The 17,672-nt window shown below is 42.6% G+C and carries 6 protein-coding genes; all 6 read left to right on the top strand.

Annotated elements, in window-relative coordinates; genetic code table 11:
* Positions 1-11 precede the first annotated feature (11 nt).
* The 6 genes from ASL11_RS35440 (at position 12) to ASL11_RS15085 (ending at position 17,615) form a co-directional block, all read left to right on the top strand.
* The gene (locus ASL11_RS35440; RefSeq protein ID WP_063795576.1) at positions 12-6,980 is read left to right on the top strand and encodes a GH32 C-terminal domain-containing protein; all 6,969 of its coding nucleotides are present in this window, start codon (positions 12-14) and stop codon (positions 6,978-6,980) included.
* A 409-nt stretch (positions 6,981-7,389) separates the two neighbouring features.
* Positions 7,390-11,439, top strand: a complete 4,050-nt coding sequence (locus ASL11_RS15105) for a GH32 C-terminal domain-containing protein (RefSeq protein ID WP_056615621.1) — start codon at positions 7,390-7,392, stop codon at positions 11,437-11,439.
* Positions 11,440-11,909: 470 nt separating this feature from the next.
* Positions 11,910-12,908 carry a substrate-binding domain-containing protein gene (locus ASL11_RS15100; RefSeq protein WP_235550475.1) on the top strand — a complete coding sequence of 333 codons (999 nt, stop codon included), beginning with the start codon at positions 11,910-11,912 and terminating at the stop codon, positions 12,906-12,908.
* A 101-nt stretch (positions 12,909-13,009) separates the two neighbouring features.
* Positions 13,010-14,566 (top strand): sugar ABC transporter ATP-binding protein, encoded by a 1,557-nt coding sequence (locus ASL11_RS15095; RefSeq protein ID WP_056615616.1) that lies wholly within the window; start codon positions 13,010-13,012, stop codon positions 14,564-14,566.
* Entirely contained in the window at positions 14,563-15,540 is a 978-nt protein-coding gene (locus ASL11_RS15090; RefSeq protein WP_056615613.1) for an ABC transporter permease, read from the top strand. The genes ASL11_RS15095 and ASL11_RS15090 overlap by 4 nt, the downstream gene beginning before the upstream one ends.
* 17 nt (positions 15,541-15,557) lie before the next feature.
* Entirely contained in the window at positions 15,558-17,615 is a 2,058-nt protein-coding gene (locus tag ASL11_RS15085) for a methyl-accepting chemotaxis protein (protein WP_056615610.1), read from the top strand.
* The last annotated feature ends 57 nt before the right edge of the window (positions 17,616-17,672 follow it).

The raw sequence follows: 17,672 nt of genomic DNA, 5'->3' as shown, positions 1-17,672 counted from the left end.
GGGTTACAGAAATGGCGATTAGCGCCCGAAGGTTAAAAAGTAATGTTGCGTTAGGTTTAGCTAGTTTTATGTTATTTTCTAATGTTGTTGCTTTTAGTGGAATATCAACAGCCGCGAATGCTTTACAACATCCTGTCACAATTGAAAATCCTGATTTTGAAGCTGGCGATCTATCAGGATGGATGACAACCGGGAATGCATTTAGCGATCTGCCCTCATCTATACAGCATTTTTGGGGAGACCATCCTTTTAAACAGAACGAGACTTATCATGCATGGGGATGGAATCCGGAAGCAGTAGATCCAAGCGATAGCAGCAAAAACATCTCAGATTCAAGAACAGGTACGTTGAAATCTAGTACGTTCAGGCTTTCTGGGAATGGTGAGGTTAACTTCTTGGTTGGCGGAGGCAATGATATCGACAATTTGTATGTTTCTCTCGTTCGTGCCTCTGATCATACAATCTTGTTTAAAAGTGCGGGGGTCGCATTGCCGGATCAATTTGAGCGATATGTACGAGTGAATTGGCAAGCTCAAGATTACATAGGTGAAGATCTCTATATTGAAGTTGTAGATAATAGTACATATCAGCACATTAATGTGGATGATTTTCACGTATACAATGTAACGAACAGTATTGACAATCCAAGCTTTGAAACGGGAGACTTGAGTGGTTGGAACGCTGAGGGCGATGCTTTTTCAGTCTCAAACGAGGTATCTTATGGCGAAGATCAAACCTCTTATTATCAAAAAAGAAAATACTTTGTAACCGGCTTGACCGATGATGATGGGAGGGCAGAAGCGAAGTCAGGTTCTCTGCAGTCTTCCTCATTCAAGCTAGAAGGAACAGGCGAAGTAAACTTTCTTATCGGCGGAACGAATGATATAGATCATACTTATGTCACTCTAGTCAGAGAGTCCGACGATACAGAATTATATAGAGCAACCGGTTCTTCACTAGGTGACGGTCCAGAATCCATGAGAAGAGCGATCTGGGATGCTTCGGCTCATCTTGGCGAAGTGGTTTACTTGAAAGCTGTTGATCTGGGTCAAGGGCACATCAATGTTGATGATTTCCACGTATATAATACCATTCATAACATTGTAAACCCTGACTTCGAAACGGGCGACTTAACAGGATGGACCGTTGTATCCGGAGAAGCGCCCGGTCAAGTTTCGCCAACCGTAAAATATTGGCATGAAAATCCGATTAATAAGACAGGTCAGTTCCATTTTTGGGGCGATGACATGAAGCAAGGATCAATCAATTCCAGTGTGTTTGTCCTTGGTGGAACTGGCGAAATTAATTTCATGATGGGTGGCGGAAATCTTGATACGCAGTATGTTGCTTTAATGCGTGCTTCTGACAATACAGAACTGATGAGAGCAAATAATACACAATTTGCAGATTCGGAGGCGTATGCAAGAGTGACTTGGGATGCTTCGGCTTACCTGGGCGAGCAAGTCTATTTAATGCTTGTGGACCAGATAGCAGCAGGCGGGTGGCAGCACGTGAATCTTGACGATGTCCAAGTTTATAATCTGCCTCATGACATTGTGAATCCTAACTTTGAAACCGGGGACTTGACGGGTTGGACGGTTACGAGCGGAGAGGCGCCTGGTAGGGTTACTTCAGAAGTAAATTACTGGCATCCTGACCCAATTAATAAAGTCGGTGAGTATCATTTCTGGGGTGATGATTGGAAGGAAGGCAGTATCCAATCAAGCACGTTTGTACTTGGCGGGAACGGCGAAATTAATTTCATGTTAGGTGGAGGTAATTTCCCTCAAACGGAGTATGTTGCACTTGTTCGCGCTTCAGACGGGAAAGAACTGATCAAATCCACGCATACAGCTCATGCAGGCTCTGAGGGCTATGACCGAGTTGTTTGGGATGCTTCTGCATATTTAGGCGAGGAAGTGTATCTGAAAGCAGTGGATAGCGTTCCTGGCGGAGGATGGCAGCATGTTAACCTCGACGATATTCATGTATTCAACAACGACCCGGCAGATATCTTGAATCCAAGCTTCGAAACAGGCACTTTAGAGGGCTGGCAAGCTGCAGGTGATGCTTTTACAGGAACTGTTTCCGCTGAGACAATGTCGGGTGAAGACCCAATCAACCAAATAGGCAATTACTATATTCAAGGCTTAGCCGGGACCGGTTCCGGTAATGCGGATGCAAGAACAGGCTCTCTTCAATCGTCAGTTTTTAAACTTGGCGGTAGCGGTGAAATAAACTTTATGTTAAGTGGAAACCATGATCCGAATAATCTTTACGTTGCGTTAGTAAAGGCGGAAGACAATTCAATTCTATTCAGTGAGACGCCGGCAAATGGTGCGGTAAGTCCTGAATCTCTTCGACGGATCGTTTGGGATGCCAAAGCCTACTTAGGGCAAAAGGTGTTTTTGAAAGTTATGGATAATAGCCTAACAGGACACTTGAATGTCGACGATTTCCATGTTCGCAATACAGGTTCTCCTTCTTATGTGATGAATAATGAAGATTTTGAAAAAGGAGATTTATCTGGATGGACAGTAGTTGGAAACGCATTTTCAGTTTCTGATCAGGACAATGATTCTTCGGGAAATGCCTACGGGCAACAGCGCAATTATCATGTTATTGGAAATAACGAAGCGACAGGCACTTTAACATCCAGTACATTCAGGCTGGCCGGGACAGGGACTGTTAATTTTAAAATTAGCGGAGATATAGACGTTGACCATCTTTATGTATCATTAGTTCGAGCATCCGACCATAAAGAATTGTTTAGAGCAACAGGTCACATCTCTCACAGTTATCAAACTGTCAGTTGGGACGCTTCGAAATTTATAAACGAAGAGCTTTATTTCTCCATAGTCGACAATGTGGCGACGGGTCATCTCAATGTCGATGATTTCAACTATTATGTGTCTCATGAAGTTATGAATGGCGATTTTGAAAGCGGAGACCTACGTGGTTGGAAGGTTGTTGAGGGTAACGCATTCGATAATACGATTACTACGCAGGATAAATTCTGGGGAACAAAGCCATTTAAGCACAGTGGACTGTATCATCTCTGGGGCTTTCAAGGCGGCGGAGACGGTAGAAAGGGAATTATGGAATCCAGCCATTTCATCGCTTCGGGTGATAAGAATATCCCTACATCGGGAAGATTAACTTTCCTGATGGGCGGCGGTTCGGATATCGATAACTTATACGTTGCGCTAGTTAGGGATCGAACAGGCGAGATTCTTTTCACGACTACAGGCAAGGGTGATGAGCAATATTCAGAGCATGTTTTTGACGCTACCCCGTATGCAGGGGAAGAACTCTATTTCCGGATTGTGGACCAAACAACTGCCGGATTTGGACATCTCAACCTGGATCGCTTTGTAACGGTGAATGCAGTTTCACAATTGGAAAACTCTGATTTTGAAACTGGTGATTTCTCTGGGTGGACACTGGAAGGTGATGCATTCGCAGATTCTGTCTCAAATTTACCTGGGAATGGAAACTATGGAACGTATTATGTGAACGGGAATAAAGCGAATAACCCTGCCTTGACAGGTACATTGTCATCCAAAGTATTCCAATTGACAGGGACTGGTATTCTGAGCTTCTTGGTCGCTGGAGGTAAGGATTCTGATCAGCTGCATGTAGCCCTAGTCAGAGCTTCTGATCATATGGAACTGTTTAGAGCCACGGGATCGGACTCAGACAACTTTCAGGATGTTACATGGGATGCTTCAGCTTACCTAGGGGAAGAAGTATATTTTAAAGTCGTGGACAATAAGACCTCAGGCGCTTTTGGTTATATCAATGTAGATGATTTTCAATTGAGTATTCCGCGTGAAAACTATTCAGAACCATACAGACCACAGTTCCATTACACACCTGAAAAAAATTGGATGAATGATCCAAACGGTATGGTCTATTATAATGGAGAATACCATCTGTTTTACCAGTATACTCCTTCTTCCACATCCCCTGCTTTCGATAAGATGCATTGGGGGCATGCGGTAAGTACAGATCTTACCCATTGGAAAGAACTACCACCGGCAATAGCGCCTGATGAACATGGTGCCATATTCTCAGGCGGCGCTGTAGTAGATGCGCATAACTCATCCGGATTTTTTAATGAAGAAGGCTCCGGTCTGGTAGCGTTCTATACGCAAAATGGACCGAAGCAGGTGCAGAGTATCGCTTACAGCAAGGATAATGGCAGAACCTGGACGAAATATACAGGAAATCCTGTCCTGTTACCAGAAGCTGCAGCGGATTTAAGGGAACCTAAAGGAACTGCACCGGATTTTAGGGATCCTAAAGTATTCTGGCATGAGGCTACTTCCAAATGGATAATGTTATTAGCGGTAGGTCATCACATCGAGTTTTATTCATCGCCCAACTTAAAAGAATGGACTTATGAAAACTCATTTGGTTCTGACGGTCTTGGCTCACATTTCGGCATTTATGAATGTCCTGATTTGATCGAATTACCCGTCGATGGAGATCCAACCAAGAAGAAATGGGTTATGATCATTAGTACCGGCGATGGTAACGGAAACAGAAGAGATGTTGACCCAGAGCCTCCTGGCAAAGGATCAGGTATGATGTATTTTGTCGGCACGTTCGATGGCAAAACCTTTACACCTGATGAACGGCCAACTGCTGATCAATCCAATTGGATTGACTATGGTTCAGATTTCTATGCAGCAGTAACATGGAGCAATATTCGGGATGAGCTAGAAAGACCCGTATGGCTCGGCTGGATGAGTAACTGGAGATATGCGAGCAATACGCCTACAAGTACTTGGCGGGGTGCAATGAGCATTCCGCGTACGGTTGAGCTTAAGACGACAACGGATGGAATTCGTCTGATTCAGCAGCCGGTGCAGCAGTTGGAAGAATTAAGAAAGCCGGTTCTGCATTGGACTAATTTCCAAGTTGGGCAGGATAACAATGTGTTGCAAGCCGTATATGGAAGTACAATGGAAATTGTCGCGGAATTCGGTATTCAGGATGCATCAGAATTTGGATTCAAAGTTCGTAAGTCCAACTCTCAGGAGACAGTGATCGGGTATGACACGTCAAGTCAAAAAGTGTTTGTGGACCGTACACATTCTGGAGGGCCTGATGTAAGTGATATTGTCCCTGTCCGACAAGAAGCTCCTCTTATTCCGGAAAATAACAAAATTAAACTTCATATCTTCGTAGATGAGGATACCCTTGAAGTGTTTGCAAATGATGGGAGAAAAGTTTTCACAGATCAAATATTCCCTGATTCGAACAGTAAGGGCCTTGAGCTTTATGCTGAAAATGGGGAAGTGAACGTCAACTCTTTAAGTATTTATCAGTTTGACAGTATTTGGGCAGATAGGTCGATCAAGAAGCTTCAAATGGATAAAAGAAGCTACACGCTTGAAACGAATAGTACCCTCTCAACCGTTGTATCGGCTCTTGTTTTAAGTCCAATGACTCAAACTGTAAGCCAAGCGGTATACGGCGGTGCCATTCCAGATACAAGCAACTCTGTAACGGGAATCGTGTATGGAGGTTTGCAGGGTATGCCATTAACGGTATATGGATATGGCGATCTGACAAGCAAACAAATGGTTACGGACCAAGCCGTCTTCAAAAGCTCTGATCCTTCTGTAGCCATTGTGACTGCTGCCGGCATAGTGTACGGAAAGCGACCAGGTCAAACCTTGATTACAGCTGTGTATAAAGGACATGTGACAACAGCTTCTGTCACGGTTTTACAATCAAATGAAACTCATTCAGACCCTACACCAGAAACCCCAGTAACTACAGGGGCGGGCACAACGCCAAACAATCAGGGCCGACTTGTTGTTCCGACTAGTTTAATTAATAAAATTGCTGTGGGTAAAGTTTCGAAAGAGACGTTGAGTACAGCGTTGGATGCTGCAAGGGTTGACGCGAAAGGCACCAAAAAAATGACAATCGAATTAGACAAAGTGGATGATGTTAAAGGGTATAGCATCGAGATACCATCTGCGTTCATATCGAGTAATCATGCTAATCGACAATTTGAAATTCGTAGTCCAATAGGCACCATGACTTTATCGAGTCAGATGTTTACCGAAGGCGCGTTCAATGAGAATGACAACATTGTAGTAAGTATGACCCTTGTTGATCGTGATGCAGCTGGTAACGGCAAACAATCAGAAATCGGAGCAAGACCAATTCTTGAATTAATTGCCACTTTGAATGGTAAAGTTATTCCATGGCGTAATGCGGATGCTCCGGTACAGGTAGCTATCAAATACACGCCTACAGCAGAAGAAATGAACAATGCAGATCATTTAGTTGTCTGGTATCTGGATCCATCCGGCAGCATCGTGCCTGTTCCGAATGCCAAATTTAATAAAGCAACAGGTGAAATGATCTTTAAAACGATCCATTTCAGCTATTATGCAATTGCTTACGTGAATAAGTCCTTCGATGATCTTAATGATTATGCTTGGGGTAAAAAGCAGGTCGAACTCCTTGCATCCAAAGGCATTATTCAAGGCACAACAGAGACAGCATTTGCTCCGCAAGAGGATATTACAAGGGCAGACTTCATTCTGCTGCTTGTACGCGCACTTGAATTAACGGCCCAAGCGGATTCCAGCTTTGATGATGTTAACTCTGACGATTATTATTATGAAGCGGTCAGCATCGCCAAAAAGTTAGGCATTACCACTGGCATAGATGGGAGTCATTTTAACCCGAATGCTTCCATTACAAGGCAAGATATGATAGTTATGCTGAATAGAGCGATGGCTGCAGCGAAACGCGATACAGCCAAAGGTGCAAAATCGGATTTGACTGTATTCCAGGATAGTAATGATATTTCGTCATATGCCATTGACAGTGTTTCTTCTCTTGTGAAATCCCATATTATTGAAGGAAACAACGGGAAGATTCATCCACTCGATCATACAACGAGAGCTGAGACGGCTGTAGTCCTTTACCGATTATTGATACAGGAATAATCGCAGCCAAGACGAATAGTGTTGGTGTGAAGAGAAGTAACAAAATAGCCCTAGCCTGTCATAACAGGCTAGGGCTATTTTGTTTAGTGGGAAAATTTCAACTGTTGTAAGAAAATCTTCTATTATTTTTTGTGTTTATCACAGGTATGATTAAGGTGAAAAAACAACAATCCACTCTTTTAGGGAGTGCAAGGCAAATCGACAACATGACAACATGTGGCAACGTTACGGGAACAGACTTATTCTTGTTTCATTCGGAGCCAAAGGTTGTTTTTTTTCGTTTTGGCGAATTGCCATCAATAATCTGTTAAGGGGGTGATATCATGTCGTGAAAAAAATAGCAAGTGGAGAGAAGTTAAAATAATGAATTGCTGTACTAATTATCAGAAAATAAAAGGAGAGCTGATACATGAAAATTAAATGGACACAATTGCGGGTCCTGTTTTTCACAATGGTTATTTTTGCTTCAAGTATAGTGATTAATTCCCCGGTTTCTAACGCGGCTTCAAGCGTTGTCGCTCAATGGAACTTCAATGAAGGGACGGGCAATGTGACGAAGGAGCAAATTTCCCAGATAGATGATCCGATCCATTATTTTAAACCTGTGCCTGCTATTCCGGAATGGAAAACAGATGGCATTAGCAGCAGCGCTCTGCTTTTTGACGGCTATTCAACCTGGGTATCGCATCCTGCCATTTCCATTCCTCAGAGCAAAATAAGCGTTGAAACTTGGGTTGCTCCGCGGGCTTATACATGGGGTGATGATTTCAAACTGGATGCTATTGTCAATCAGCAATCCAAAAACGAAAAACAAGGGTTTTTATTAGGTATGTATCGTTATGGGACATGGTCCTTCCAATTTGGTTCGAACGGTACCTGGTACGATGTATGGTCCTATGAGCCCTTGCCTAAATTCGAATGGTCCCATATCGTAGCTACTTATGACAGCGCTTACGATAATGCGGGAGGGCTGGTTGTGCTTTACTTGAACGGCAAGCAGGTGGCTTCGAAAAGAACGCCACTCAATACGTTGATTACTTCATCCGCAAACAATTTGTTGATTGGGACTAATAACGAAAGCACATACGGCGCTAGTCCATCCTTGTTTCCGTATCATACATTTAACGGATTAATTGATGAGTTGAAAATTTATAACGGCGCTTTGACAGCAACTGAAGTCCAAAATTCGTACAACTCGTATTTGACCAACCTTGGCGGCAACTTGCCAACACCCGATTTGTCTTTTGATCGGAGGGTTTATAACGGGGATAATGACCGACCGACCTACCATGCCATTGCGCCCCAGCATTGGATGAATGAGCCACATGCATCACTTTTTTTTAACGGGCAATATCATATGTTCTATCAATTTAATCAGCAAGGGCCTTACTGGCATAATATGCATTGGGGCCACTGGGTCAGCACGGATATGGTGCATTGGCGGGATCTTCCCCCTGCGCTCGCGCCTTCACTTTTTCAAGTTGATCCGGACGGCGATTGGACGGGCAGTTCGGTTATCGATGACAGTGGGAATCCTGCGCTGTTTTTCACGGCGGGTAATGATGCAAAGGCTACTAATAAAGAAAATGTTGGATTGGCCAGAAGCACGTATCCTACAGATCACGATAATGATTTGAAGCGATGGGATAAAGACGCTTCACTTGCGGTCACTCAACAGGATGGTCAGGGAATACAAGGCCAATTTCGTGATCCATTTGTATTTAAGGATGGTAGCACCTGGAATATGCTTGTTGGATCGGGCGTTAACGGTCAAGGCGGAACAGCATTAGTCTATACCTCGTCGGACATGACAAACTGGCAGTATAAGGGACCGCTTTATCAAAATAATCTATACCCTGAGAAGTTGGGTAATGTATGGGAGCTGCCTGTTCTGCTGCCGATCAAGGATTCATTGGGCAACCAGAAATACATATTTATGGTCAGCCCTGTCGGGGGGCAAGCCCGCGTATTTTACTGGATTGGCACCTGGGATAACGTCACATCCAAGTTTAAACCTGATCCCGGTTCAGATGCGCCGCAGTTGATGGACTATGGCGGTTTCCATTTTACCGGGCCGAGCGGATTTGTAGATAAATCAACATCAGCGTACAATACACCAAATCGTACAATATTGAATACGATCGCTCAAGGAAATCGGAGTTCGCAGGCAGACTCGGATGCCGGTTGGGCGCACAATGCTGGATTACCTGTTGTACTGGATCTGCGTCCTGACGGTCGACTCGGCATCAATCCGATTTCTGAACTGCAATCGCTCAGGGGTACGCAGCTGCTGGATATCGCTACGGACACTTCGTTTACTGATGCGAACGAACGTTTGTCCCACATTCAGGGTGATACGCTTGAAATCGATATGGAACTAGCGCCCGGAGAGGCGGATAAAGTCGGCATGTATGTACGGAAGTCTCCTACCAGCGGTGAGAAGACACTGCTGTACTACAAAAAAAGCACGAAAGAATACGGAGTAGACCGGACGAACACCATCACCGGGCCGCCGCAGCAGGGCATCGACAGCGGCACGATCGATTTGGCCGGCGATACGGTAAAGCTTCACATTTTCCTCGATAAATCGATGGTGGAATCCTATTTGAACGGGCTGAAATCGATTACTACCCGTACATATTCAAAATCCGATGCGCTAGGTTTGGAGTTGTTCGGGGATGTCAACCCGGATACGATCAAGGTGAAACATTTGCAGATCTGGAACATGAATTCTGCCTATACTCCCGTACCCGTAACCGGAGTAAGCCTGAATACGGAGAGTTCCCAAGTTTTCACCGGAGGCAAGCAAACGCTTTACGCTACTGTAGCTCCGTCCAACGCAACGAATAAAGACATCGTTTGGATTTCAAGCAACCCTGCCGTCGCAACCGTAACAAATGGAAGTGTTCGCGGAAACTCGGTTGGAACCGCGATCATTACGGCGAAAACGCGAGACGGAGGTTTCCTGGCGACAAGCACCGTTACAGTTATTGCGCCTCCTGCATCAACACCTCTGACCAATGGCAATTTCGAAGCGGGGGACTTAAGCAATTGGACGGTCGTCAGAGGCAATGAATTCACCGATCCCGCCGTTGTGACCCAATCTCCAACCTGGTGGGGCGTGCAACCGTTTAACCAACAAGGCGCCTTTCACCTGTGGGGTTCCAATGGAGGTGGAGGAGACACCTCAATCGGCGAGCTTAGATCGCAAACCTTTACGTTAGGAGGTAATGGACAAATTAATTTCCTGGTTGGAGGCGGTATTGATATTGACAACCTTTATGTTGCTTTTGTTCGTTCTTCTGACGGCAAAGAGCTTTATCGGACTAGCGGGCCTGGGACCTATAAGGATTGGCCAGATCATAAAGGGAACACTGAACAGTATACGAGGAAGTACTGGGATGCAACCCAATACATCGGAACGTCTATGTATATTAGAGTCGTCGATAATAGATCCGATTCATGGGGTCATATTAATGTAGATGATTTCAATATACCAGTCCAAGCAACAGAGCAACTACCCAATCATAATTTTGAAGCAGGCAACTTGAGCAGTTGGATTGTGGAAAGTGGCAATGCGTTCACCGATGGTGATGTGAGCTCTGCATCGACTTTTTGGAATCCACCGCAATCTTTCAACAAAGAAGGCGATTATCACTTCTGGGGCTTCAATAATGGAGGTGATAATCGAGTTGGCGCGATGAGATCCGTAAGCTTTGTGCTTGGAGGGAACGGATTAATCAACCTTCGCGTAGGAGGAGGGCAAGACATTAATAACTTGTACGTTGCTCTTGTTAGAGCTTCCGACAACGCTATATTGTTCAAAGAAACGGGACTTAACAACGAGGGATATACAGTAAGTAACTGGGATGCTTCAGCTTATATTGGCACAAGATGCTATATTAGAGTGGTCGATAATTCGACAGGAGGTTTTGGCCATATCAATCTCGATGCCGTGAATGTTCCTGTTCAACCCGGTTCTTTGATAGGCCAGTTGGCGAACCACGATTTTGAACTCGGCAACTTAAGCGGTTGGAACGTGAAAAACGGCAATGCATTCACGGACGGCGACGTGAGCCCCGCATCGACTTTTTGGAATCCGCCGCAATCTTTCAACAAACAAGGTACGTATCACTATTGGGGCTTCAATAATGGAGGTGATGGCCAGGTTGGCTCGATGCAATCCACCAATTTTTTGCTTGGAGGGGACGGACAGATCGACCTTCTCGTTGGGGGAGGGCAAGACTTGAATAACTTGTACGTTGCTCTTGTCCGGGCTTCCGACAACGCTATCTTATTCAAAGAAACTGGACTAAATAGTGAGGCGTATACTCGAAAGAATTGGAATGCATCCGCATATATAGGAACGACATGCTACATTAAGATTGTCGACAACGCGATGGGTGGCTTTGGCCATATCAATGTTGATGATGTGAATGTTCCAATTAGAATCCCTTAAAACAAGATTTAAAGACTTAGCCTGATTCCACATCATGCTAGGTCTTTTTTATCACATAAGAAAGTATAAGTTTTCGGTTCCCGAAAAGAGGTTTTCTCATATCTGAATGAAGATAATAGAAAAATTTCAACAGTTTCAAGAAGATTTTCTATTATTTTTTGTATTTAACACAGGTATGATGAATACACAGAAAACAAACATCCACTCTTTTAAGGAGGTGAGATTTCTTTTAGGTAAGTGATTAGTGTCAATCATGCTTCAATTGGGGGATTTGGTTGTATCAAAAAAAGGAGGGAAAAAGAACATGCTAAAGAGTTTTGCAATTGGCTACTTGTGTCGCTAAACGTGATAGACAATTGGACTCTAAAACATGTTCATAGAAAAACAATTACACTTTAATTATCACATAGCTTCCTATTATTCGCCAAACTTATTTTTAAAAAAATATAATAATTCGGAGGAATTTGAAAATGAAAAACATGAAGATTTTCTTGTTACTATTTGTTGTATTTGCACTTTCGGCTTGTGGTAAAGCAGTGGAAACAAAACCCGCAGCAGCAACTGGGGCGCCAGCAGAAACAGCTAGCGCAGCTAAAGCAGCAGATCCGGCACCAAAGAAAAAAGTAGTTATTGGTTTGACCGTACAAAACTTAAGCAATCCTTTCTTCGTAGCGATGTCCAAAGGTGCAGCTGAAGCTGCTAAGAAACACGGCGGTGAAGTAATCGCCGTTAGTGCAGAAGATAATTTGGCTACACAAACCGCTCAAATCGAAGATTTTATTACCAAAAAAGTAAGTATGATTATTCTAAGTTCCGTAGATACCAAAGGTATCGCAGCAGCAGTGGGTCAAGCTAAAGCAGCAGGTATCCCAATCATTTCTGTCGATACAATTTCTGAAGGTGGCGTTAATGCGAGTGTAACTTCCGATAACGTTCAAGCAGGACGTATTGCGGGTGAATATTTGGTTAAACGGTTGAATGGAAAAGGAAATATTGCCGTATTAGATGGACCGCCGGTGTCCGCTGTAACAGACCGCATTGCAGGATTTAATGAAGCTCTCAAAGCAGCTCCGGGAATTAAAATAGTTGCAAATCAAAATGGTAACGGTAATCGCGAAACATCGCTTGCTAAGATGGAGACCATTTTACAAGCAAACGGTAAAGGACAAATCGACGCTGTATTTGCTATTAATGATCCAACAGGTATTGGCGCCAAAATCGCTGCAGAGCAAGCCGGTCGCGACAAGGAAATGTTTATCGTTGGTGTGGATGGATCTCCTGATGCAGTGACAACACTGAAAGAAAACAAAAGCTATGTTGGAAGCTCGGCACAAAACCCATTTAATATGATTACAATTGCGGTTGAAACAGCATTTAAAGTTCTTGCTGGTGAAAAAGTGGAACCATTAATTAAACTTCCAACTGACTTCATTACGACAGAAAACGTAAAAGACTATAAAGGCTGGTAGTTTTATTCTTGCGATGTGGTTACTCTCTACCTGAGTGCCACATCGTATTCATTCAATTGTCATTAAATGATATTCATTATTAAATTGGTTGGAGTGAGAACATGGAAGCTGTGCAAGCGGAAGTTGAAAAAAACATTTCCTCTGAATCATCGTCAATAGCGTTAAGCATGAGAGCGATCTCCAAGTCTTTCTCTGGGGTTACCGTTTTAAAAAACATAAATATCGACCTGCATAAAGGTGAAGTACATGCTTTAATGGGAGAGAATGGCGCCGGTAAGTCGACACTTATGAAGATTATGGCAGGGATACATCGTCCAGATAACGGCGAGATTAGGTATCGAGGCAAATCGATCACTTGGCGTAATGCGATGGAAGCGCGTGAGAAAGGCATTAGTGTCATTCATCAAGAGCTTAATCTTTCTCCGAATATAACCATCGGTGAGAACGTATTGATGGGAACCAAATTTCCTAAAAACAAGTTCGGTATGGTGGACTGGAAGAAAGTTCACGAACGAGCCCATTTTCTATTAAAATCAATCGGATCTGACTTGGATCCAAGATCATATGTCTCAACCTTAAGTGTTGCCCAACAACAAATGGTGGAAATCGCGAGAGCCCTCTCTATAGAAGCAGAAGTTCTAGTGATGGATGAACCAACAGCTTCGTTAACCCACAAAGAAATAGATAAGCTGTTTATTATTATCAATGAACTAAAACAAAAAGGTGTTGCGATTGTATACATTTCACATCGTATGGATGAAATTTTTAAAATTTCTGATCGGTGTACCATTTTGCGTGATGGAGAGTGGATTACAACGATCCCTATCGCCGAAACCAATCCGGAGCATCTGGTTAAGACAATGGTTGGCCGTGAATTAACCGATTTATTTCAAAAACCGCCTTCACATACGAGCTGGATCAAAGATAAAATGCCGGTTTTAGAGGTTAAAGGATTATCTGATAACAAAAATGTAAAGGATATTTCGCTAGAGGTGTATTCAGGAGAAATTGTTGGGATTTCAGGATTGGTAGGTGCAGGAAGAACAGAATTAGTCAGAGCGATCTTTGGTTTATCAGAAATATCAGCAGGTGAAATTCTGATTAATGGTCAATCTGTGAAAATATCTTCTCCAGAGGATGCCATGCGATATGGGATTGCCCATGTACCGGAAAGCCGTAAGGAACAGGGACTATTCCTAAATATGTCTGTCAAAGAAAATATTATGATGGCTGAAATGTTTAAATATCGAAAAGCATCGCTCTTAGATTGGTCGCAAATCAATGATGAAGCTGATATGTATATTAAAGAATTAGGCATTAAAACGGCAAGTAAAGAACAAAAGGTAGTTAGCTTAAGCGGAGGAAATCAGCAAAAAGCGCTGCTTGCACGTTGGTTATCCATCCAGCCTAAAGTGCTTTTGTTAGATGAACCGACAAGAGGTGTCGACATTGGCGCCAAAACTGAAATTCATAAAGTTATTTGTAAATTAGCCAAAAACGGCCTTGCTGTGTTAGCCATTTCCTCTGAGCTGCCAGAAATATTAGCGTTGAGTGATCGTATACTTGTTATGCATGAGGGGAAATTACGAGCAAACCTTAGGCGCGAAGACGCGACGCAAGAGAAAATTATGTATTATGCAACGGGGGAGATCAAATGAGCGCTGGAATGGAAGCAATCATTAATAATAAACGTAATATTGGATTATCCATGAGAAAAATTTGGAATCAACTAGGCATGTTAATCGTGTTAGTTGCTATTTGTATTATACTCGCCATTTTTGCACCTAATTTCACGGATACGGGGAATATTCTCAATATTTTAAAACAATCATCCGTTAACGGAATTCTTGCAGCGGGTATGACATTAGTTATTCTGACTGGCGGGATTGATTTATCTGTGGGATCTACGATCGCACTTTCGGGCGTTATTTCCGTCATGCTTTCCAAACAAGGAGTTAACCCTTTTATTTCCATGTTCGCTGGAATTGCGGTGGGATATGCAGCAGGATGGATTAACGGCTTTCTGACTGCAAGAACCAAACTTCCATCCTTTATTGTTACATTAGGAAGTATGACTTATATAAGAGGTGCTGCTTTCGTAATTAGCGGAGGATTACCTACGATACTGGCTTCGGAACCGTTTAAGTTTATTGGATCAGGGAAGATACTATCGGTTCCAACCCCCATCTACATTATGCTCAGTGTATATGTTGTAATGTTTATCGTACTTAAATACACGATGTTTGGCAGACATATTTATGCAATTGGGGGAAATGAAGAGGCAGCGAGATTAACAGGTATTAAGGTTGAAAAGACGTTAATTAATGTGTATGCCATTAGTGGTTTATGTGCGGGATTAGCTGGCGTAGTTCTAGCAGGCCGTTTAATTTCCGGTCAGCCGAATGCTGGAAGCATGGCCGAACTTGATGCCATTGCTGCAGTTGTTCTAGGCGGTACGAGCCTAGCTGGGGGAATTGGCCGAATTCAAATGACGATTATTGGTGTGTTAATCTTGGGCGTAATTAGAAATGGATTGACACTATTAAATGTTAGCTTCTTTTGGCAAACCGTTATTACAGGTGTTGTTATCGTTCTTGCGGTGCTTTTGGATCGTCTCCGTAGCGATAAGTAAGAGGAAGGGCTGTTAATATGGTGAAATTTCGTTTTAAAAGCATACGTACCCGCACAATCGTCACGATTCTACCAATGTTAATTTTATCCATGTTTGCGTTGTCTGCGTTAAGTTACAGTTATTCTAAAAATATCATCAATGCAGAAATTCAAGATAAAATGGCATATCAATTAAACGCAACGATCAACAATATGCAAACCATATTAACAGCGCACAGTAAAATACCTGAAAGCTTAGCACGCACGATTGAACCTGTAGGAGACAAGATTGATAAAGGTAAATATTTCCAGATTATTCAAGGTTTATTGTCCACAAACCCGGACACATTTGGAGTTGGGATATGGTATGAGCCCTATCAATATAAAAATTATTTGCAATATTACAGTTCCTATGCCTACCGAGACAACGGTCGCATTTTATTTTCCAATGATTATGATACGAAAGAATATAATTATCCCGAAAAAGAGTGGTATCTGCTTGGTAAAAACACAAAGGAAACCATGGTTTGGACGGATCCGTTTTTTGATAAAACCTCCAACGCTATGATTTTAACAACAGCGGTTCCATTTTACACCAATAATAAATTTCAAGGCGTAGTTACAGCCAACATCAATTTGAACAGCCTGCAGCAGAAGATTTCAGACATTCATGTTGAAAAAAATGGATGGGCATTTTTGTTGGATCGTAATGGGAACTTTATTGCTAATAAAGATAACCAGAGCGTGGCGAATCATCAAATCAAGAATGATTCTAATGTAGGCTTGGCACAAATTGGCCAAGAAATACTGGCGAATAATAATGGAAATGCCGTTTTTAGTGACGATAGGGGGCTCAATATCGTTTATTATCAGACGGTTCCAGATACATCATGGAAACTAGCCATGGTCATATCGCAGGAGGAGCTTTACCAGAAGCTAAACGATTATTTCATGATCTCGGTTATGATCATAATTGTATTGATATGTGTTGTTGTCATGGTGATTTATTTCTACAGTTTATACATCACCAATAACATTAAGAAAGTAAATATTCTTTCTCAATCGATGTCAAGCGGGGATTTAACCCAGACTATACCTATAAAAACGGTCGATGAATTTGGCCAAATGGGCACAAATCTAAATACAATGGCAAGTAACTTGAAGTCCATTTTATTGCAAGTATCTGAAAGCGCGAAAAGCGTATCTGAAACTTCTGTTCTTTTATCCGATAATGCGGAACAATCCGCGAAAGCAACAGAAGAAATTGCACAATCGATTCAAGAAGTAGCGGGTGGGACGCATACACAACTTTCATTAACCGATGAAGCTGTAGAAGAAACAAAAGTTATGTTTGTGAATATTAAAAAAATAACGCAACGAATTGAACTTGCAAGCCAATCCGCAAAGGAAGCGCTGCAAACGTCCATTGAAGGAAAAGCGGATATTGTGGAAGCAATAAATCAGATCAATTTGATTTCTCAAAACTCACTCGATTCGGTTGGAATAGTCCGACAGTTAGAAGATAAGTCCAGAAAGATCAATCAGATTATGACCTTACTTTCCACTATCGCCAAGCAAACGAAAATGCTTGCTTTAAATGCAGGTATTATTGCCGCCGAAGCGGGATCTAATGGTAAAACATTTTCGGTGATTTCTCGTGAAATTCGCCTTCTTGCTGAAAATTCAACGAAATCAAATAGTGAGATCGAAACATTAATTGCAGAGATCCAGGAAGATATTTCGCAAGTAGTGAAAGCGATGGAAAATGCAGATTCATCTATTCAAGAAGGGAAGCAGCTTACGACAAAGGCTGGAGATTCCTTCTCTACGATTCTTAACTTAGTCGATGGGGTATCTGGGCAAGCGGGCGAAATGACCAATGACATTATAATGATTCGAATGAATATGCAGAAAATGGTTGAAAACATGGAGGTAGTCTCTAATTTCTACGGAAGTTCAGCAAGTTCAACCAATCACATCTCGGCAACGACAGAGGAACAGACAGCGGCAATCCAAGAAGTTGCTTCTTATTCCAACGAATTAGCCCATATGGCTAAGGTCTTACAGCAATCTGTAGCTTCATTTAAACTCAAGTAATTTGTAAATCGGATGTGATTAAGCGATACATAGACTAATTGACTTTACGTGATGATA

It is taken from the genome of Paenibacillus sp. Soil750 (assembly GCF_001428045.1).
GTDB classification, from domain to species: Bacteria; Bacillota; Bacilli; order Paenibacillales; family NBRC-103111; genus Paenibacillus_E; species Paenibacillus_E allorhizoplanae.
Note: the sequence above shows the minus strand (reverse complement) of the source record. Positions and strands in the feature narration are given on the sequence as shown.

Bases quoted from the DNA above. Each gene is read 5' to 3' on its own strand.
- ASL11_RS15085 (WP_056615610.1), top strand. From the start codon at position 15,558: ATGGTGAAATTTCGTTTTAAAAGCATACGTACCCGCACAATCGTCACG.
- ASL11_RS15090 (WP_056615613.1), top strand. From the start codon at position 14,563: ATGAGCGCTGGAATGGAAGCAATCATTAATAATAAACGTAATATTGGA.
- ASL11_RS15095 (WP_056615616.1), top strand. From the start codon at position 13,010: ATGGAAGCTGTGCAAGCGGAAGTTGAAAAAAACATTTCCTCTGAATCA.
- ASL11_RS35440 (WP_063795576.1), top strand. From the start codon at position 12: ATGGCGATTAGCGCCCGAAGGTTAAAAAGTAATGTTGCGTTAGGTTTA.
- ASL11_RS15100 (WP_235550475.1), top strand. From the start codon at position 11,910: ATGAAAAACATGAAGATTTTCTTGTTACTATTTGTTGTATTTGCACTT.
- ASL11_RS15105 (WP_056615621.1), top strand. From the start codon at position 7,390: ATGAAAATTAAATGGACACAATTGCGGGTCCTGTTTTTCACAATGGTT.